The sequence below is a fragment of the Enterococcus moraviensis ATCC BAA-383 genome (genome assembly GCF_000407445.1).
GTDB classification, from domain to species: Bacteria; Bacillota; Bacilli; order Lactobacillales; family Enterococcaceae; genus Enterococcus_L; species Enterococcus_L moraviensis.
This window is the reverse complement of the sequence record NZ_ASWB01000002.1, coordinates 445343-464478: the sequence shown is the minus strand read 5'-3', so window position 1 is coordinate 464478 and position 19136 is coordinate 445343. Positions and strand designations below refer to the sequence as shown.

Annotated in this window: 18 protein-coding genes; 4 read left to right on the top strand and 14 right to left on the bottom strand. The window is 35.8% G+C overall.

Annotated features, from left to right (window positions below; genetic code table 11):
- Positions 1–4 precede the first annotated feature (4 nt).
- From macP to I586_RS08205, 3 genes are all read right to left on the bottom strand, one after another.
- Positions 5–301, bottom strand: coding sequence for a cell wall synthase accessory phosphoprotein MacP (gene macP, locus I586_RS08215; protein WP_010765611.1), 297 nt, complete (start codon positions 299–301; stop codon positions 5–7).
- A complete protein-coding gene (locus I586_RS08210; RefSeq protein ID WP_010765612.1) occupies positions 301–882 on the bottom strand; it encodes an NUDIX domain-containing protein in 582 nt (193 codons plus the stop codon). Before I586_RS08210 ends, macP begins: the two co-directional genes overlap by 1 nt.
- A 298-nt stretch (positions 883–1180) precedes the next feature.
- Positions 1181–1876 (bottom strand): hypothetical protein, encoded by a 696-nt coding sequence (locus tag I586_RS08205; protein WP_010765613.1) that lies wholly within the window; start codon positions 1874–1876, stop codon positions 1181–1183.
- A gap of 276 nt (positions 1877–2152) precedes the next feature.
- Between I586_RS08205 and I586_RS08200 the strand changes: the two genes are divergently transcribed.
- Together I586_RS08200 and I586_RS08195 are read left to right on the top strand one after the other, a co-directional pair.
- A complete protein-coding gene (locus I586_RS08200) occupies positions 2153–2815 on the top strand; it encodes a 5-bromo-4-chloroindolyl phosphate hydrolysis family protein (RefSeq protein ID WP_010765614.1) in 663 nt (220 codons plus the stop codon).
- 180 nt (positions 2816–2995) lie between these two features.
- Positions 2996–4183 carry a toxic anion resistance protein gene (locus I586_RS08195; RefSeq protein ID WP_010765615.1) on the top strand — a complete coding sequence of 396 codons (1188 nt, stop codon included), beginning with the start codon at positions 2996–2998 and terminating at the stop codon, positions 4181–4183.
- A gap of 48 nt (positions 4184–4231) precedes the next feature.
- Here the strand turns inward: I586_RS08195 and I586_RS08190 are convergent, their stop codons facing one another.
- The 6 genes from I586_RS08190 to I586_RS08165 form a co-directional block, all read right to left on the bottom strand.
- Positions 4232–5383: a mannitol-1-phosphate 5-dehydrogenase gene (locus I586_RS08190; RefSeq protein ID WP_010765616.1), complete on the bottom strand. Its 1152-nt coding sequence runs from the start codon at positions 5381–5383 to the stop codon at positions 4232–4234.
- The gene (locus I586_RS08185) at positions 5380–5814 is read right to left on the bottom strand and encodes a PTS mannitol transporter subunit IIA (protein ID WP_010765617.1); all 435 of its coding nucleotides are present in this window, start codon (positions 5812–5814) and stop codon (positions 5380–5382) included. The genes I586_RS08190 and I586_RS08185 overlap by 4 nt, the downstream gene beginning before the upstream one ends.
- A 1-nt stretch (position 5815) precedes the next feature.
- Positions 5816–7897, bottom strand: a complete 2082-nt coding sequence (locus I586_RS08180; protein WP_010765618.1) for a BglG family transcription antiterminator — start codon at positions 7895–7897, stop codon at positions 5816–5818.
- A 31-nt stretch (positions 7898–7928) separates the two neighbouring features.
- Positions 7929–9374, bottom strand: a complete 1446-nt coding sequence (locus I586_RS08175; protein ID WP_010765619.1) for a PTS mannitol transporter subunit IIBC — start codon at positions 9372–9374, stop codon at positions 7929–7931.
- A 340-nt stretch (positions 9375–9714) separates the two neighbouring features.
- Positions 9715–10029: a CHY zinc finger protein gene (locus I586_RS08170; RefSeq protein ID WP_010765620.1), complete on the bottom strand. Its 315-nt coding sequence runs from the start codon at positions 10027–10029 to the stop codon at positions 9715–9717.
- Position 10030: 1 nt separating this feature from the next.
- Positions 10031–10576 carry a biotin transporter BioY gene (locus tag I586_RS08165; RefSeq protein WP_010765621.1) on the bottom strand — a complete coding sequence of 182 codons (546 nt, stop codon included), beginning with the start codon at positions 10574–10576 and terminating at the stop codon, positions 10031–10033.
- Positions 10577–10784: 208 nt separating this feature from the next.
- On the opposite strand from I586_RS08165, the gene I586_RS08160 reads away from it, so the two are divergent.
- The gene (locus tag I586_RS08160) at positions 10785–11603 is read left to right on the top strand and encodes an NUDIX domain-containing protein (RefSeq protein WP_010765622.1); all 819 of its coding nucleotides are present in this window, start codon (positions 10785–10787) and stop codon (positions 11601–11603) included.
- Positions 11604–11607: 4 nt separating this feature from the next.
- Positions 11608–12129, top strand: coding sequence for a GNAT family N-acetyltransferase (locus I586_RS08155; RefSeq protein ID WP_010765623.1), 522 nt, complete (start codon positions 11608–11610; stop codon positions 12127–12129).
- Positions 12130–12210: 81 nt separating this feature from the next.
- On the opposite strand, the gene I586_RS08150 is transcribed toward I586_RS08155, so the two are convergent.
- The 5 genes from I586_RS08150 to ilvB form a co-directional block, all read right to left on the bottom strand.
- Positions 12211–14079, bottom strand: a complete 1869-nt coding sequence (locus I586_RS08150; RefSeq protein ID WP_010765624.1) for an acyltransferase family protein — start codon at positions 14077–14079, stop codon at positions 12211–12213.
- A gap of 472 nt (positions 14080–14551) precedes the next feature.
- Complete coding sequence (gene ilvA / locus I586_RS08145) at positions 14552–15805, bottom strand: threonine ammonia-lyase IlvA (protein ID WP_010765625.1); 1254 nt, start codon at positions 15803–15805, stop codon at positions 14552–14554.
- 89 nt (positions 15806–15894) lie between these two features.
- Positions 15895–16890 (bottom strand): ketol-acid reductoisomerase, encoded by a 996-nt coding sequence (ilvC, locus tag I586_RS08140; RefSeq protein ID WP_010765626.1) that lies wholly within the window; start codon positions 16888–16890, stop codon positions 15895–15897.
- A gap of 54 nt (positions 16891–16944) precedes the next feature.
- Positions 16945–17427 (bottom strand): acetolactate synthase small subunit, encoded by a 483-nt coding sequence (ilvN, locus tag I586_RS08135; protein ID WP_010765627.1) that lies wholly within the window; start codon positions 17425–17427, stop codon positions 16945–16947.
- 2 nt (positions 17428–17429) lie between these two features.
- On the bottom strand, positions 17430–19124 hold the full coding sequence (ilvB, locus tag I586_RS08130) for a biosynthetic-type acetolactate synthase large subunit (protein ID WP_010765628.1): 1695 nt from the start codon (positions 19122–19124) through the stop codon (positions 17430–17432).
- Positions 19125–19136: the final 12 nt, after the last annotated feature.

Here is a 19136-nt window from a genome sequence, read left to right as displayed (position 1 = left end):
TTTTCTATAAATTCAATACGATAAATATTACAATAGCCAACAAAATTGCCACAACAATAATCGCTTTCGTTAGCGTATTACTGCGTTCACGAATTTTTGTTTGCTCATTTGAACGTGATTTAGTAACTTCTTTTTGTTTTTTATGCTCTTTTCGGTAGAAATTAGATATTTCTTTCTCTTTCTTACGGTACTCTTTGTCAGCTTCTCTTTGTTCTTGCTCAAATAATCTCTGTGCTTCTTTGTCAGCTTCTTCTTTTCGTCTCCGTAATTCCGTCCGAGTGACCAGCGGACCTTTACTCATTATTTATCCTCCTTCAGCAGCCTTTTTAGTTGCTGTAATTCCCAATATTGTACAGCGAAAATCGTTTTCGCATCACAAATCAAGCCACTTGCAATTTCTGCTTTTGCTTCGTCTAAAGTCAACGTATATAATTCCAATACTTCATCATCATCTTGAGGTCGAGGATTGGGCACTTTTTCTAAGTTTTCTGCATAATAAATATGAAGGCGTTCATTCGCAAAACCAGGAGAAACATACATAGACGTCACAAAGGTAAACGTGTTCGCGCGGTAGCCTGTCTCTTCTTCCAATTCTCTTTCCGCCGTTTCTTTCGGATGATCCTGTTCGCCAGGATCAATTTTGCCAGCAGGGATCTCTAAAAGAACTTTTTCCATTGGCTTTCTAAATTGTTTGACCATGATCATTTTGTTATCTGCTGTAATCGGAATGACCGCGACAGCTCCTGGATGGAAAACTAGTTCACGGGTGCTCGTCTGTCCATTAGGCAAACGAACTTCGTCTACAACAACATCAATGATCTGTCCTTTAAATATCTCTTTTCTGGAAAGTGTCTTTTCCTCAAACTCTTCAAAGTTCATCATGCATTTCACCAATCTTTCTATGGATATAATACCTTAATTTCGAAATTTTATCACTTATACCTCTTTTTGTGAATCCTTTCTTTAACGGAAATCGATATTTTTAGCTTATCTTCTTTGTTTATTAACACATATTTAAGCTTTTTAATACGTTGTTTATCTATTTGATTATACCAGTAAATAAAAATTGAAACAGCCAATCTCGTTGGAACTTAAAAATAAGGAGAAATAAAACTAGAAAACTAGTTTCACTTCTCCTTTGAGTCTTACATAAAAAGTGTTTCGATTTGCAGCAATTGCCTTATTTTTCTAGTTCAGTTAAAGAATTCATTATTTTGATCATATCTTTTTTATTGTTGTCTTTTTTAGTAGCTAACGTCCAACTGATACATTGTAAATAATAATCCTTGCTTTCAACTAAATCATAAATATAATACACTTCTACACCGTCTTTTGTTGCAGTGAAGATACGTCGTTCTCCTTTTAGTTCATTGTATTTGATTGATTCTTTCTTTTCATCTGTTCTTTCGCCTAAATCTGACAAATCGATTGAACTTTTGAAAGCAGCAAAACTATCAAAATCTTTTTTTGCTTCACTTAAAACCATGTAGTATTCTTCATTGGTCGTATTCTTTAAACTAATATCGGCATTATCACTTAGCTCTTTTGCTTCAACTGATTGCCAACCCTCTGTTAGTTCTACTTTGAAGTTACCATTTTTAGTCTTGATTACTTCGACTTTTCCTTTTGTATCACTTGTTGTCTCTTTCGTTTCTTCAGTTGCAGTTTTATTTTCATCTATTGTGTTTGTTGTTTCAGACTTGTCTCTAGGTTCATAAAATACCTCATTATCTCCATAAGACATTGATTCCTCAACACTAGAACTTGTATCTTCTATGTACGCATCTTCAACTTCTTCTTCAACTTCTTGTCGTCCAGAGCAGCCTGTGATCACTAATCCCACTAACAACAATGTAATGATTTTTATTTTTTTCACACTGTTTCTCCTTTTATTCAGATCATTATGTTCTATTATACCTCACGTCCCTTAAATTTTCCCTTATTTCTTTTTGACTTTTTTGTGAACAGTTTCATTCACTCTACATCTAAAGTAGTAACAAAACATGATTTTCCGCTGTCATTTCTTACATTTTCCCTAAATATCAAAATCAACCTTTGGACTGATATTCTTTCTCCGCTGTAATGTGCTAAAATAACTTATATAGCGAAAGGTCGTAACTTTCGAGGAAATGAATGATTGGAGGGAATTTAAATGAGAAAAGGAAAGTTTATCCAAATAATTGCTTATTTAATTTTAGCAGGTTTCGTTCTGCGTTTTATTACAGGTATTCACTTACCAGTGGTTATCGTGGTGCTTTTAATTCTAATGGTTCTACTTTTTACAGGAAAAAAGAACAAGGCTCGGAAAAAAGACACTCCGTTACCTAATCTTACCAAGTCTAAAGAGGAACATTACGAAACTATCGGTATGACAGATCAAGAAATCGACTTTTTCCGAGATACAATGAACATTACGAAAAAACAAATTGTTCAATTACAGGAAAATATGAATACTTCAACTAAATTAAGAGCGATTGACTTACGTAATGATACACTACGTGTTTCAAAAGCGTTATTCAAAGAGTTGGTGAAAGATCCCAAAAAGTTACATCTAGCAAATCATTTTCTTTATACTCACTTGCCTAACTTAGTAGATTTAACAGGTAAATATTTAGAAATTGATGCACACGAGATCAAAAACAAACAAACCTATGAAAAATTAGAAGAAAGTGCTCAAATTATCGATCAAGTTTCAAAATTGATCAAAAAAGATTATGAGCAATTTGTAGCAGAAGATTTAGAAGACTTAGATGTTGAGATTTCTGTTGCTAAAAATAGCTTAAAAAGAGATAATGATAGTGAGATTAATAAATAGCGATTTTTGTTTAGCTTGATCACATTATTCACTTAGTTTTAAAAAATCACGCTCATGAAAAAAAGGTAAAATATGACCGTAGCAGCCAATGCTCCTTCTTATTTTCCTATTTTTCTTTTGAGGCTGAACAAGCTACTAAAGATTTACATTATCAGGCTTTTAAATTTAGGAGGAATCAAAATGGAAAATGATCCAAAAGATATTACACCAGTCAATGACACACTGGATGATTTATTAAATAATCCCTTTTCAACACCGATAGATTCACTGACAACCACTCAGCAAAGTGAAATTTCTGCTTTGCAAGATAAACAAGTTGCAGAACGCCTTGTTGATAAGCTACCCGCCGATCGACAAGCTCAAGCAAGAGAGCTAGCTTCTAAAATCGATGTGCAAGATTCACAAGCAGTTATTACATATGGATCTGCAGCACAAACTAAATTAAGTGAATTTTCTCAATCGATGTTAAACCACGTCCAAGCGCAAGATATCGGACCTGTTGGTGATTCATTAACGGACTTGATGTTCCGATTAAGCGAAGCTAATCCTGACCAGCTTAGAGCTGGTGAAGGTAATTTCTTTTCTAAAATGCTTGGAAAAGTAAAACAATCTGTTTTCGAGATCACGGCAAAATACCAAAAAATTGGTGCTCAAATCGACAAAATTTCTATCAAATTGGACCATGAAAAAAATGGTCTATTGAAAGATAATCTAATGCTGGATCAATTATATAATAAAAACAAAGACTATTTTGATGCATTGAACATTTATATTGCAGCTGGTGAATTGAAGATGGAAGAGTTACAAACAACTATCATTCCTGAAGCAATGGAAAAAGCGAAACAATCAGGTGATCAGATGGATGTTCAAATCGCCAATGATTATACGCAATTTTTAGATCGTCTTGACAAACGAACGCATGATTTACGTTTAGCACGCCAAATCACGATCCAACAAGCACCTCAAATCCGTTTGATTCAAAATACAAACCAAGCGTTGGCTGAGAAAATCCAAGCATCTATCAACACTGCGATTCCTCTATGGAAGAACCAAGTAGTAATCGCTTTGACTCTTTTACGTCAAAAAGATGCCGTTACGGCTCAGCGCCAAGTTTCAGAAACAACAAACGATTTATTGAAGAAAAATTCTGAAATGCTTAAAATCTCTGCAATTGAAACAGCGAAAGAAAATGAACGTGGTATCGTGGATATTGACACATTACAAAAAACACAAAATGATTTAGTTGAAACAATCCAAGAAACCCTAAGAATTCAGCAAGAAGGAAAAGAAAAACGCCGTGCTGCTGAGATCGAATTAGGACATATGGAAGAAGATTTAAAGAGCAAATTATTGGAATTAACTCAATAATAATAAAAAATACTTAACCAAGTAGAGCTTACTTGGTTAAGTATTTTTTTAAACTAATTCATGATACGATGTACGGATTTTTTCAAATAATTTCGTATACGGTTTAAGCCCTGTATATTGTTCAATTGTTTGGTCTATCCCTTGCTCTTTAATCGCTTCTTGTAGCGCACAGGCTTCTTCATCTGTTGGTTCTTTAAATTTCATAGCTGCTGCGATTGCAATAGATAGCGCTTTCGGTGTTTCATTGAACGCTTCAACAAATTGTCTGGCTGGCTGGATAAATCGATCATTTTCTCCAATTTTTCTGATTGGGGAACGTCCAACACGAGTCACAAAATCAGAAACATAAGGATTTTTAAACCGTTCGATGATTTTATCGATATACGCTTGATGCTCTTGGTGAGAAAATTGAAATTTTTTCTCTAATAAGGCTCCTGTTTCTTCCAGTGCACTTCGCACGATAAAAAGAACTTTTTCATTATGAATCGCATCTTCTATCGATTCTATATTTCGGATATGACCAAAATAAGCTGTTACAGCATGTCCTGTGTTCACCGTAAATAATTTCCGCTCAATATAAGGAGTCAGGTCTGGGACATACGTTAAACCTGCAATTTCAAGCATAAACTTTGCATCTTCTGGTTCCTCTACAACCCATTCGTAAAAAGGCTCCACCGTTACGGTCAAAGGATTTTCATGTTTTTGATTTGGAACAATTCTGTCTACTGCTGAGTTTGGAAAAACAATGAATTCTTCGGCATACTCTTTGGCTTTATCGGATAGTAGTGGAAATACAGTAGATCGCAGAATTTCAGAGCCACCAATCATATTTTCGCAAGCAATAACAGTCAAATATCGCTGTGAGCTCACTCTTGATTCAATTCCTTCCGCAATGCTTTCGGCTAGTCTTGGCAAAATGGTTGGTCCGACTGCTGTTGTAATAATTTCCGCTTCACTGATGTATTTTACTAATTTGTCAGTTTCTGTTTTACTATTGATCGCCTTGATGCCTTTGACCGTAAATTTTTCCTGTTCAGCATTTGCTAAAATCACATCGTATTGTTTTTCTCTATTGATTTGGTCTACGATTGTTTCATTCACATCGGCAAAAATGACATCATATCCTGCTTGAATCAACAACAAACCAATAAATCCACGCCCAATGTTCCCTGCTCCAAAATGCACTGCTACCTTTTTCATAAGACCACCTCTTCTTTAAATAATTCGATGATCGCTTCTTTAGAATCAGTGTCTATCAGTTGTTCAACATTCGTCATTTCAGCACAAACTAAAGCAATACTGGACAATAACTCTAAGTGTTCATCCCCTAAACCTGCAATCCCAATAATCAATCGTACTTCATTACCATCAAACGTAACACCTTCTGGAACTTGTAAAATAACGATGCCTGATTGATTGATCAAATGTCTTGAATCATCTGTTCCATGTGGAATTGCTACTGTATTCCCAATATAAGTTGTGGTTAAGTTATCTCGTTCAATCATTTTTTCAATATAATCAACAGATACATAGCCTAAATCGGATAAATGTTTTCCTGTAGCCTGAATTGCTTCCTTTTTATTGGCAAACTGTTGATTTAATAAAATATCTTCTTTTTTTAATGAAATCATATTATTTTTTCCTCGATTCTAAATAAGTTAATAATTGTCGAACAAAGTACGTTGTAACTTCCTCATTTGCACCCGTCTCTAAAAGTTGAACCATTTGCTGATTGTCCACGAATAACGTGCTGATATAACTTATGACTTCCAACCCTTCCTGTGAAAATTTCTCTGGGATCAAAAGGAGCACAATCCGATTTACAGGCATTTTTGTGCGGTCCATTGCTTCAATAAAAATAGGTTGCTCTAATGAAAATAATTGAAAAAATGGCTCGTTGATTACTTCATTTCGAGCATGAAACATCCCAATTTTTGTCTGTGGAATACCAAATGCTCTCCAATTTCCATCGGATAAAAAAATTCTGACTAGTGCTTCAACATTTAATTCTGGAGCTTTTTCTAAAAGTTGTGTACAAATGGTACGAATCGTATCTTCCATTGTTCCTAAGTTTTCATCTAATTTGGAATAGTTAAAATTCTTCAAAATAGCCAGCACAATGGATGTAAAGAGTTGCTGTTCTTCTAAAAAATGGGTTGCTTCGAGCAAAGTCAATTGTACCGCTTGTTCTTCTTGTGCAATTTTTTTATGATACCCACTGTGTAAACTTTTCAAAAAAACACTAATTTGAGAAAGTTCTTTTTCAGTCAAAATTGGAGACACTAAGAAATAATCAAAATCTACTTGTCCTAGATCAATCGTTGAGATAATCACATTGTAGTTGCCCTCTGCCTTCTTTTTTCCTAATTCAAAAAGCGAAACAGTCTCTAGTTTTTTTAATTGAGGAATTCGTTGCCGTAATCTAGTTACTAACATCCTTGACGTCCCAATGCCACTTGCACATACGACTAATCCAGAAAAACTATTTTCGCTTTCTACTTGCAATAGGACTGCACCAAAATGTAAAACTAGATAACCAATTTCCTCATCCGGAACTCGTTTGTTTGGGTACACTTGACTGAAAGATTCTCTTACGACTTTAAATAATTCTGCATAATCTTGTTTGATAGAGTGAATCAATGGATTGTAGATTCTCATCCCTTGCTGTAACCGTCGTAATGTGGGTTTTAAATGTGCAATCAATCCTTTTGTCAAAAGTTCTTTTGGCAATTGTTGTCCTAGTTTTTCTTCAACTTTTGTAATCAAATTTTTCACTAAAACTAAAACTTCCAATTCTTCATTTTCCATAAAGTGAATCGTACTTTCGGTCGTTTTTACCCCTCTAAGATGAGTTGTAACATACATTGATTCGCCAATTGGAACAAACTCTGGCTCCATTTCTAAGATATCTGCTAGCATTTCCCGTGCCACATCAAATTCTGGATAATTTGTCATATCCTCTAAAGCTGCAGCATTTTTAATAAAGTTTCCTGCAATCATTCGTTCTATTGAAATTGAAATGTGTACAATCAAGTTTGCATACGCTTCATCACTAATTTCTTCGATGTTATTGTTACGCCATATTTTTACACGTTGTTCTACTTTTTTTAATAACGGTTCACTAACTAAATCTAATAACCGCCCTTCCACCCAATCATTTGTGGCCAGAGCTCGAGACTTCTCTTGAAAGAATTTTAATAACCGATAATCTGGAAATTGCTGCCCAAAAAGTTCGCTCATTAAGCTTCTTTTTTGGGCTTCATCAGCTTGCAATGATACACCAAACCCTCTTCTTCGTTTAATCACAACTGTTTGCGGCAGTCGTTCTTCGATTTTAGTAAGATCGTTACTGATTGTTGAAATCGTGACATTCAAATCATTGGCAAGTCCAACTAATTTGACGCCTTCTTCCTTTAAAAGTACTTTAAGTATTTTTTGTTGCCTCTCCTCTGGACTATATTCGTTGTAAGATAAATCCATCAACTGCCAACGAAATCGTTGTTTATCAGAATCAAGGCCTGCTAAAGCTAGGATTCCATGGTCTTTCGTCAATTTAAGTTTATAAGAAGCAACAATGCTTTCAACTTCCTTTAAATCACGGCGAATCGTCCGTGGGCTAACGCTTAAATCATTTGCTAATTCACTGATTGACACAGATTGATTATTGTTTAACAGCTGCTCCATAATCAACCTAGCACGTGCTGAAAGATACATGAAATTCCCCTCTTTAGAAAAAATTTTTTATTTATACAGATGGTTTAACAATCGTTAATTTTTCAACTAATTCGTCATATTTATCACTGCTTAAAAAATTATCAACAGATACATGATAAGCCTTTGGTAATTTTTCTTTTGCTCGAGTGGTTAAATCTTTATGCGTCACAACAATGTCTGCATCATCGGGTAACTGCGCTATAGCAGAGTTGACTACTTCAATCGGTAATCCTGCTTTTTTTACTTTATTTCTTAAAACAGATGCACCCATCGCACTTGACCCCATTCCAGCATCACATGCAAAAATAATTTTTTTCGTATTCGCCAGTGTTTCAACTGTATCGCTCATCTTTTCTGCTGTCGAAAAGTTCGTTTGAACTTCTGGTGTTATAGTTTTACGTCCTTTTAACGCACTCGCTTTTTCCGAAGCTGCCTCAATTGTAGTGTCTGTTACTTTCGATGTTTTTAAAACAACTGCTGAGATAGCAAAAGAAACTGCTGTTGCTACGATAATTCCTGCAAATACACCTACATAACCATCACGTGGGGTCATTGCCAATATAGCAAAAATACTTCCTGGCGAAGCCGGTGCCACTAATCCAGCGTTAAATAGTGAAAATGTCATCACACCTGCCATACCTCCACCGATTGCTGACAGAATCAAAATAGGTTTCATCAAGATATACGGAAAATATATTTCATGAATTCCACCTAAAAAATGAATAATGATAGCGCCTGGAGCCGTCTGTTTTGCACTACCTCGACCAAATATAGTATATGCTAACAAAATACCTAGTCCAGGTCCTGGGTTAGACTCTAATAAGAATAGAACTGAACGTCCTGTTTCAGCTGCTTGTTCAATGGCAATTGGACTGATGACACCATGATTGATGGCATTATTCAAAAATAATACTTTCGCAGGTTCAACAAAAATACTAGCTAGTGGCAATAATGAATTTTCTACTAAAAATCCTACTCCAGTTGCCAAAACATTATTTAATGTCTCAACTGCTGGTCCTACGATTAAATAAGCAATAATAGCTAAAATGGATGCTAGAATCCCTGATGAAAAATTATTGACCAGCATCTCAAAACCAGGTTTTATTTTCCCATCAACCAATTCATCAAATTTCTTAATACAATAAGCGCCTGCAGGTCCTACGATCATTGCACCAAGGAACATCGGAATTTCTGCTCCTGTGATTACGCCCATCGTTACCATTGCACCAACGACACCACCTCGAATATCATATACTAAACGTCCGCCGGTAAAGCCAATCAAAATTGGCAATAAATACGTAATAGTCGGACCTGTTATTTCATTTAGTTGTTCATTTGGAAACCATCCAGTGGGGATAAATAAAGCTGTTAGAATTCCCCATGCTATAAATGCACCAATATTCGGCATGATCATTCCGCTAAGAAAACTTCCGAATTGTTGAACTTTCACTTTTAAATTGCTTTGTGTTTGTTCCATTTTCTTCCTCCTTCTTTTAAACAAGAAAAATGTTGAGTCTTCGATTTGCGCAAATCAGCTCTCAGACAACCCTTGTTGTCTACTACATTGTAAACGCTCACTAATAAGGATACAAGAAGATGAAAGCACAGTTTTGTCCAAACCATTTGGACAAAAAATGAAATAGATTATCGTCAAATGCCAAAAATCGATGCTACGTCGTTTTTAAGCGAATTAAAAAGGTACTGAGACTTTGCGTCTCAGTACCTTAAAGTTGCATTGAATCGTTGCTAAAAAAGACTTTCTCGAACAGAATTCCTTTTGTTTCCATTGCTTTCATCATTAAAAATGATTACCTATTCTAATTAAAATAAATTTGACTATGCAAGGAACAGTTTTGATTGAATAAATGACCACAATTCAAACAACTGGAATGTTTTTGATACTCCATTGCCGTTAATTCCGTTTGGCAAGCACCACACAGAACAACTTTTTCATTTGGATTTTTTGAAATTGGCCAAGCTAAGAATTGATGAGTCTCATTTTCATCATGACACTGAAAACAAGCATAATATTTTTTGCAGAAATAACATTTATTTGCAACAACATCAACAGAAGAATCATAATGCCGACAACGGCCTTCCTTATCAACCGTAGCACCAACTATTTTTGTCAAACTACTCTCTCCTTTTCCCGAGAGATTTTGAAATTCTTTTTGCGATAACGGCTGTTAAAAAGGCTTTTATGGTATCTCCTGGAATAAAAGCTAAACTGGCAATCAAACTTTTAGACAACGATACATCCGATAAAATGCTTACGCCAACTGCACCACAAAAATCGATAAATAATGCACCGAAAAGAAATGTGATACCAAATGCATAGGCGGTATTTTGATTATTCGGATTGAACTTTTCACTCAGCCAACCTATAAGAAACGTAGCAAATGGATATGCGTACAGATAACCTGCTGTGATACTGAAAAAGACCGTCATTCCACCTCGACCACCGGCTAATATCGGGAAACCAATTGCAACGAGAAGTAGAAAAAGCAAGGTCGCAATCGTACCATTCTTCTTGCCTAGTAACAAGCCGGCTAACATAAATCCTGCATTTTGAATAACGATAGGAACTGGTAAAAGACTAATTGGTATCGGTGGAAAAAAGCCTAATACAATAATAATACTGATCATAATAGCAATTTTAGTAATGTCTTTGGTTTTCATTTTTTCTCTCCAGACTAAAAATAGTAGTTTATACATTTAAAAATACTATTTTTAATTATTTTTGTCAACCATTAATAATAATCGGTTAACAATCTTTTTTATACAAGACATTTCTTTAAAGAGAAATAAGTCTTTAGTTGTTTTTCTTGTTGATAATGATACAATAAAGTAAAAAGTACTTTTATCTAATTTAGAGAGGATGAGCAAATTGACCGACTTTAGTTCAAAGGAAGCAGAAAAACAATATTATGAACAAGTAGCTAGCGAAACTGAGTTTTTAAACTGGTACCATCAGCAAGAACTTCCTGAATATGAAAAACCTTCTCTGACTGTAGATATTGTTTTGATGTGCTATAACAAAGAAGAAGATCAATTGAAAATTTTATTGATTAAAAGAAGAAGCCATCCTTACAGAAATTCTTGGGCTTTACCAGGTGGTTTCGTCAATAGAAATGAATCTACAGGCGAGAGTGTATTAAGAGAAACAAAAGAAGAAACTGGCGTGATCATTTCTAAAGATAATATTGAACAACTTCACAGTTTTAGTAGACCAGATCGAGATCCACGTGGTTGGGTCGTTACGGTTAGTTATTTAGCCTTTATTGGAGAAGAACCGTTGATTGCTGGTGATGATGCAAAAGAAGTTCGGTGGTTTACGATGGAACGCAAAGACAGCACTCTTTCACTTATAAATGGCGATGTCGAAATTATTTTAGATTTGAATACAGGTGCTTCTACAGGAAAAGATACACTAGCATTTGACCATAGTGAGATTATTCTAAAGGCTTTCAATCGGGTAGCTAATAAAATGGAGCATGATCCCCAAGTACTTCAGGTTTTAGGCAAGGACTTCACAATTACAGAAGCACGTAAAGTATTTGCTAAATTTTCTGGAATTGATTATAAAACAATCGATCACTCAAACTTTAAAAAAGCCATGCTCCATCATTTTGAAGAAATCGGTGAACGACCCGTCGGTATCGGACGCCCTTCAAAGATTTATCAACTAACTAAAAAGAAAGGGTGATGTTATGGTTGTCTATTTAAGAAAAGCCATTCCCACTGACTTAGATCGAATCATGGAAATCATTCAGTCTGCTCGCACCCTTTTACAAGAGAAAAATATTCCACAATGGCAAAATGGCGAAGGGCCTAATGAAACGCAATTAAAACATGATATTTCTATGCAACAATGCTATGTGTTGATTGTTGATGACACTATCGCCGGTCTTGGCATTATTTCATCAGATAGTGAGCCACCCTATGAACAACTAAAGAATGGCAAGTGGATCAAAACCCGTGGACATTATGCAGTGATTCATCGTGTTGCTCTAGACCCTGCTTATCAAGGAAGAGGCTTGGCATTGTTATTGATGAATCTCCTGATCACTACAGCTAGATTGTCTAACTTTTTAGATATTCGTATTGATACCCATCCCAAAAATAAAGCAATGCAGCAACTGATCACACGAGCAGGCTTTTCCTATCAAGGCGATATTCTATTACCCGTAGCTGATGGAGAACGCGTGGCATATCAATTAGTTTTATCCTAAAAAAGCACTAAAACAAACCACTCTCTTTATGAGCTGTTTGTTTTAGTGCTTTTTTATCTTCTTATTTAATACGTGCCTAGACTATTTTACCAGTTGTTTTGCAATAAAACTTGAATATTTGACTTGACCATCAACATTTGGATGAACACGATCTTCATAAAACCACTCTTCATGATCATTACTGTATCCATACCAATCTATAACAACTAAATTCTTATATTTCTTCTTCATTGCGTTTAACATGTCATTGACTTCGTTTTGCCATCTTCGTGTTGGTACGCGTACATTGATCCAATAAACAGTACGTTTTGGACCGATTGCCGCCATAAATTCATCAAATTGTGCCTCAGTAAATGACCCATTCGTTCCAAGACCAACTAAAACATTATTCTTCAAAAGCTTGTCTTTATCTAATTTTTGAATAAGTGGTGTACTTGTATACAGCTGTCTCCCCACTTCACCATCGACAATCATTTTAGGAAAAATCTCCTGTAAGCCAGCTGCAGCATCTAAAATAACTGAATCGCCAAAAGCCGTAATGTCCATTCCTTGTGCTTTTTTGACTTCTTCTGCAGTCAAATTAAAATTCGCTTCTGGTACTGAATTCGATGGTTTAGTCGAATCTGTTGTTTTCCCTTCGTTTTTAGCTTTTTCTTCTGCTTTTCTTTGCTCTGCTTTCTTTTTGTTTGTTTCAATATTTTTTTGTAATTGTTCTTGTTCAGCTGTAACTTGATTTGAAGGGGCAACAGCCAGAGCGAAAAGTGCAAAACAAGAGACTATCAGACTAATCAACGTAGTAATCTTAGGAATTGTAATCCATGGTTTTTTGAAAAAATCTTTGATTGCAAACCAGGTATATTGATAATAAAATTTACCTAATGGTTTTTCAATGAATCGATAAGACAGTTCGCTGATTCCTAAAATCAAGGCGATTTCAATCAGCGAGTGTAAAAATACGTGATCACTTAGATTTTTGATTTTTGCTTCATAAAAAATCATCACTGGGAATTGATACAAATAAATACCATAACTTCTTTTTCCAAACCAAGTAAATACAGGATTAGTCAACCAGCGATTTAAATCCGCACCTGGGTGTGCTGTGACCGCAACCAAAAGCGTTGCAAAAATACTAACGATAAACATTCCACCATAATAGACAAACGCAAAATGATCCGCCAAAAATAAAAAGGAGATCATTAAGGCGACTAGCGAAGCAATGCCAACACCATTCAGTAAATTCTTCGCCTTATCTGGTATTTCTTCTTTCAAACGAAAACTAGGCCAAACAAAAGCCAAGCCGCTTCCCATCAAGATAGAAAATAGCCGAGTATCGGTTCCATAATATACTCTTGTCGGATCCGCACCTGGAGTGTACAAAGCGGCCATTAAAATACCAGAACCAACAGCGAGTCCCATAATCAAACCAAAAATTTTCCCACTATGTTTAACATACCTTTTTAGTACAATAAATAACAATGGCCAAATCAAATAATTTTGTGCTTCAACAGCAAGTGACCAAATATGTGTAAATGGAGATTGTGTAGTAAATCGATCAAAATAAGAAAATCCTCTAAAAATTTGCCACCAGTTATTATAATAAAGTACGCTACTGGCAACAACGCTTCGTAAATTGTTTAATAGGTCTCTTTGAAAAAGTACAATATAAGCCGATGAAGCGACTAGCATCGTGACTAAGCCAGGGTATAGCCTTTTCATTCGGCGAATATAAAAACCCTTTACATCGATTGTTTCAGTTTGAAGCCACTCTTGCCTCAACAAATCAGTAATTAAATAACCTGAGACAGCAAAAAAAATAGGGACACCTAAATAGCCCCCACGCATTATATTAGGGAACAAATGATACAGAATCACGCCAATGACCGCAATAGTTCGTATCCCATCGAACCCGGTAATATAACGGCGATTTTCTAACCTTTTTTTATTATTCATTTATAATTTCCAACTTTACTAGTATTCTTTTTTGTATTTCGAGTATTTTTTAACAATGGAATCATGATTTTAAAATTGACAGATGATAGAAATAATAAGTCGCGTTTGACCAAAAAAGGTGGTCTGTTGAAGTGTAAAAAGATTTCTATCTAGCTCATGATTTTTGACGGTCGTTGTTTTTTTGACCGATTTAATGTAGTAACTTAAATATACGTTCTTTCTATGTAAATGGCAAGAACTCTCTCTTCAATTTTGGTCATTTTAAGTAAATTTTAGATATTTTTTTTCAAAAAAAAATTGGACAAAATAACAGAGGGAATTCTGCTATTTTGTTCAATTAAATTAAATTTTTTTATTGTTATTTATAACTATCTTGTTTACTGTGTAAACAGTATTGATTGTAACTTAAATATTGTTTACATCTTATTTTAAAAAAATTAAAAAAGAGTATCAAAAAAAATTCAACATAACCTTATACTAGTAATGCATATAATGACGGGTTATCACTAAGATCAATATATTTAGGATCAAACACGGCCATTTTTTCCAATAAATTAGGTAACTCCGATTTGTCTTTCAACAAAATACCTAAAACAACAGGTCCAGTTCCACGATTGACTTTTTTTGTATATTCAAAACGAGTGATATCATCATTCGGTCCCAAAATATCCGTTACAAACTCTCTAAGTGCTCCTGGACGTTGAGGAAAATTAATAACAAAATAATGCTTTAACCCTTCAAAAATCAATGAACGTTCTTCGATTTCTTCCATACGGTTGATATCATTATTACCACCACTAATAATACATACAACATTTTTTCCTTTTATATCGTCTTTCATTAATTCTAAAGCCGAAACACTTAATGCTCCCGCCGGTTCAACAACAATTGCTTGTTTTGTATATAACTCTAAAATAGTTGAACAAACTTGTCCTTCATCAACTGCTATAAGATCATCCACATATTTCAGCGCATGTTCATACGTTAAAGCACCAACTTGTTTCACAGCAGCTCCATCTACAAATTTTTCAACACTATCTAACATTACTGGTTTACCTTCGTCAAACGCCGCTCGCATTGATTGAGCGCCTAAAGGTTCTACACCAATAACAGCCGTAGTGGGACTAACCCCTTTTGTATAGGTTGAAACACCGCTTATCAATCCGCCTCCACCAATCGCTGCTAGCAAATAATCAACTTGAAATGCAGACTCTTTTGCCTCTTGAAATATTTCAACAGCCACAGTCCCTTGTCCGGCCATGATATTTAAATCATTGAACGGATCGATAAAAGCTTGATTGTACTCTTTTGCATACTCTTTTGCTGCTTGTGCTGAAGCATCAAACGTATCTCCAATCAGCTTGATCGTCACTTCATCCCCACCAAAGAACTTTACTTGGGAGATTTTTTGTTGTGGCGTGGTTGTTGGCATAAAAATTGTGGCTGTTACGTGCATTTCATGACAAGTATAAGCGACTCCTTGGGCATGATTTCCAGCACTTGCACAGACAACGCCATTTTTAAGTTTATCAGGAGGTGTTTGCTTAATTGCATAATACGCTCCTCTTAATTTGAATGAACGAACCTTTTGTAAATCTTCTCTTTTCAAATAAATATTACATTGATATTTTTGCGACAAATACATATCGTATTGCAATGGTGTTTTGGTTACAACATCTTTCAACGTATCATACGCTTGTTCAACTTTTTCTTTTGTTAGTTCCAACAAATTCTCCCCACCTTTATTAGATAAATAAAAGAGGCTGAGATAGAAGCATTTAGCTATTTTCTCAGCCTCTTTTTTAATTATTTATTCTAGTCTTCTCTTGATACAAAAGGCATCATTTTACGCAACTCTGCTCCAACTTTTTCAATTGGATGTCCCGCATTCTCTTTACGCATTTGCTTGAATTCTTTGAACCCATTTTTATTGTCATCAATGAAGCCCTTCGCAAATTTACCATTTTGAATATCAGTTAAAACATCTTTCATATTTGCTTTGGCTACGTCTGTTACAACACGAGGCCCTGAAACGTAATCCCCATACTCAGCAGTATTTGAGATAGAATTACGCATTTTCTCAAATCCTCCTTCATAAATAAGGTCAACGATCAATTTCAATTCGTGACATACTTCAAAGTAAGCTAATTCTGGTTGGTAACCAGCCTCTGTTAATGTTTCAAATCCCGCTTCGATCAAACTAGTTAACCCACCACATAATACAGCTTGTTCACCGAAAAGATCTGTTTCAGTTTCCTCTTTAAACGTTGTTTCCAATACCCCAACACGAGTTGCGCCAATACCTTTAGCATAAGACAAAGCAACATCGCTCGCTTTCCCTGTTGCATCTTGATAAACCGCATATAATGCTGGCACGGCAAATCCCTCTGTAAAGGTGCGTCGTACAAGATGTCCTGGTCCTTTAGGAGCAACTAAGAAAACATCCACATCTTTTGGTGGGTTGATTACATCAAAATGGATATTGAAGCCGTGACCGAAAGCTAATGCGTTTCCTGCTTCTAGATTTGGTGCAATCTCTTTGTCATAAAGATCTCCTTGGATTTCGTCAGGAGCTAAAATCATGACTACATCTGCTTTTTTAGATGCTTCTTCAACCGTTAATACATCAAAACCATCGTTACGAGCAACTTCTGCTGATTTTCCTTCACGAATTCCGATGATTACTTGATTGCCATTGTCTCGTAAGTTTTGAGCGTGAGCATGACCCTGTGAGCCATAACCGATGATTGCGATTGTTTTTCCCTCTAATTGATTGTTTTCTACTGAATTATCATAATATACTTTTGCCATTGTTAAACCCTCCAAATTTTTTATGCTTATAAGCGTATGCTTTAAGTCCTTTTTTTAGTTGTTTCCTCTAGTAAAGCCTGTAACACCTGTTCGTGCTAATTGTTTAATGCCATAAGGTGCGACAACATCGACAAATGCACTGATTTTTTCACTCGTTCCTGTAACTTGGATCACAACAGAACGAGTACCAACATCGATCACATTAGCTCTAAACGGATCGATCACTGAGAATAATTCAGCTCGAACTGCTGCCGGTGCATTGACTTTTACCAACGCTAATTCTCTTTCCAAATGCGGTTCATCTGTAATATCAGAAACTTTGATCACATCGATTTGTTTATTTAATTGCTTGGTGACCTGTTCACTTTCATTTAGGTCAGCTACTTGTACAATGATTGTGATTCTTGAGACATTTTCTAACTCTGTCGGTCCCACCGAAATACTGTCAATATTCACTTGTCTGCGTGTTAATACACCACTAAAACGATTTAAGACACCCGAATTATTATTCACTGTTGCAGTAATGATACGTCTCATTATTAGTCCACCCCCAGCATCTGATAGTTTGCTTTGCCCGCTGGAACCATTGGTAATACATGTTCCGTTGGGGATACCATGACTTCGATCAACAAAGGACCTTTTTCTTTAAAGGCTTCCGTCAACGCTAATTCCACTGTTTCTGGATCATCTATTCTGATTCCTTTGATATGGTAGGCTTCTGCCATTTTCACAAAATCTGGCTGAGTCTCGAAAACTGATTCTGAACGACGACCGTTGAAGAAACTTTCCTGCCACTGGCGAACCATTCCTAGCGATTGATTATTTAAAATCACAATTTTGATTGGAATATTATAGATATTTAAAATTGCTAATTCTTGATTGGTCATTTGGAAGCCACCATCCCCAACAAATAGAACCACCTCTTTATCTGGGCAACCGAGTTTAGCACCAATTGCGGCTGGCACACCATAGCCCATTGTGCCTAGTCCTCCGCTTGTAACAAGTTGCTTCTCGTTTTTAAAAGGATAAAATTGTGCAGCCCACATTTGGTGTTGCCCCACATCAGTTGCAACAATGGCTTCACCATTCGTCAACTCACCAATAAATTCGATGACTTTTTGTGGCTTGATTTCTTCTTTTTGCTCTTTATCATATTTAAATGGGTGTAATTTTTTTCTTGAAAGGTTCAGTTTTTTCCAATCCGTTGTATCAATACATTTTGTTTCAATTTTCAGCATTTCTTTTAACGTTTCTTTGGCATCCGCCACAATTGGAATTTGGGTATCTATAATTTTACCAATTTCTGCTGGATCGATATCCACATGGGCAATTGTCGCATTTGGTGCAAATTCTTTTGGCGCGCTGGCCAAGCGGTCGTCAAAACGGGAACCAATATTAATAAGCAAATCGCAATCTGTTAAAGCCATATTTGCTGCAAACGAACCATGCATACCGCCCATTCCCAAAAATAATTCATTTTTGGTCGGCACTGCACCCAAGCCTAATAAAGAACTTAATGCAGGTATTTGATATTTAGTGATGAATTCCACTAATTCTTTGCCAGCATCTGCATGTAAAACACCTGCTCCTACCAAAACTAATGGCTTCTTCGCTACAGCTAAAGCGTTCATCAGTTTTTTCACTTGAAGTTTATTCGGTTTTATCGTTGGTTGATAACTTGGTAAATTCAACTTGACTTCAATGTCTGCCGCAGCTTCCATTATCGTTATATCTTTTGGTAAATCGATCACCACAGGCCCTTTCCGACCTGTCGTAGCAATATGAAAGGCTTCTTCGATGATTCTCGGCAATTCTTTTGTTTCTCGAACCTGGTAATTATTTTTGGTGATCGGCATCGTTAGCCCAATCACATCGGCTTCTTGAAATGCATCTTTTCCAATACCATCCGTTAGAACTTGTCCTGTAAAAACAACAAGTGGAATTGAATCGCTCATTGCATCTGCAATACCTGTAATCGCATTTGTCGCTCCAGGTCCACTTGTCACAATCACAACACCAGGTTTTCCTGTAGCTTTAGCATATCCTTCAGCAGCATGAACTGCTCCTTGTTCATGCCTTGTCAAAATATGTGGAATATCTCCATCATATAATGCATCATATAGAGGAAGAACTGCTCCACCGGGATAGCCAAAAATCATTTCTACCTTCTGTTTCAACAACGCATCAATCAAAAGTTTTGATCCATTTTTCATTTTTTTCTGTTCTTCTACCATGAGCTTCCCTCC

What these genes read in the sequence shown, in the direction of transcription:
- macP (WP_010765611.1), bottom strand. Translation starts at nt 301, where the DNA reads ATGAGTAAAGGTCCGCTGGTCACTCGGACGGAATTACGGAGACGAAAA.
- I586_RS08210 (WP_010765612.1), bottom strand. Translation starts at nt 882, where the DNA reads ATGATGAACTTTGAAGAGTTTGAGGAAAAGACACTTTCCAGAAAAGAG.
- I586_RS08200 (WP_010765614.1), top strand. Translation starts at nt 2,153, where the DNA reads ATGAGAAAAGGAAAGTTTATCCAAATAATTGCTTATTTAATTTTAGCA.
- I586_RS08195 (WP_010765615.1), top strand. Translation starts at nt 2,996, where the DNA reads ATGGAAAATGATCCAAAAGATATTACACCAGTCAATGACACACTGGAT.
- I586_RS08190 (WP_010765616.1), bottom strand. Translation starts at nt 5,383, where the DNA reads ATGAAAAAGGTAGCAGTGCATTTTGGAGCAGGGAACATTGGGCGTGGA.
- I586_RS08185 (WP_010765617.1), bottom strand. Translation starts at nt 5,814, where the DNA reads ATGATTTCATTAAAAAAAGAAGATATTTTATTAAATCAACAGTTTGCC.
- I586_RS08180 (WP_010765618.1), bottom strand. Translation starts at nt 7,897, where the DNA reads ATGTATCTTTCAGCACGTGCTAGGTTGATTATGGAGCAGCTGTTAAAC.
- I586_RS08175 (WP_010765619.1), bottom strand. Translation starts at nt 9,374, where the DNA reads ATGGAACAAACACAAAGCAATTTAAAAGTGAAAGTTCAACAATTCGGA.
- I586_RS08165 (WP_010765621.1), bottom strand. Translation starts at nt 10,576, where the DNA reads ATGAAAACCAAAGACATTACTAAAATTGCTATTATGATCAGTATTATT.
- I586_RS08155 (WP_010765623.1), top strand. Translation starts at nt 11,608, where the DNA reads ATGGTTGTCTATTTAAGAAAAGCCATTCCCACTGACTTAGATCGAATC.
- I586_RS08150 (WP_010765624.1), bottom strand. Translation starts at nt 14,079, where the DNA reads ATGAATAATAAAAAAAGGTTAGAAAATCGCCGTTATATTACCGGGTTC.
- ilvC (WP_010765626.1), bottom strand. Translation starts at nt 16,890, where the DNA reads ATGGCAAAAGTATATTATGATAATTCAGTAGAAAACAATCAATTAGAG.
- ilvN (WP_010765627.1), bottom strand. Translation starts at nt 17,427, where the DNA reads ATGAGACGTATCATTACTGCAACAGTGAATAATAATTCGGGTGTCTTA.
- ilvB (WP_010765628.1), bottom strand. Translation starts at nt 19,124, where the DNA reads ATGGTAGAAGAACAGAAAAAAATGAAAAATGGATCAAAACTTTTGATT.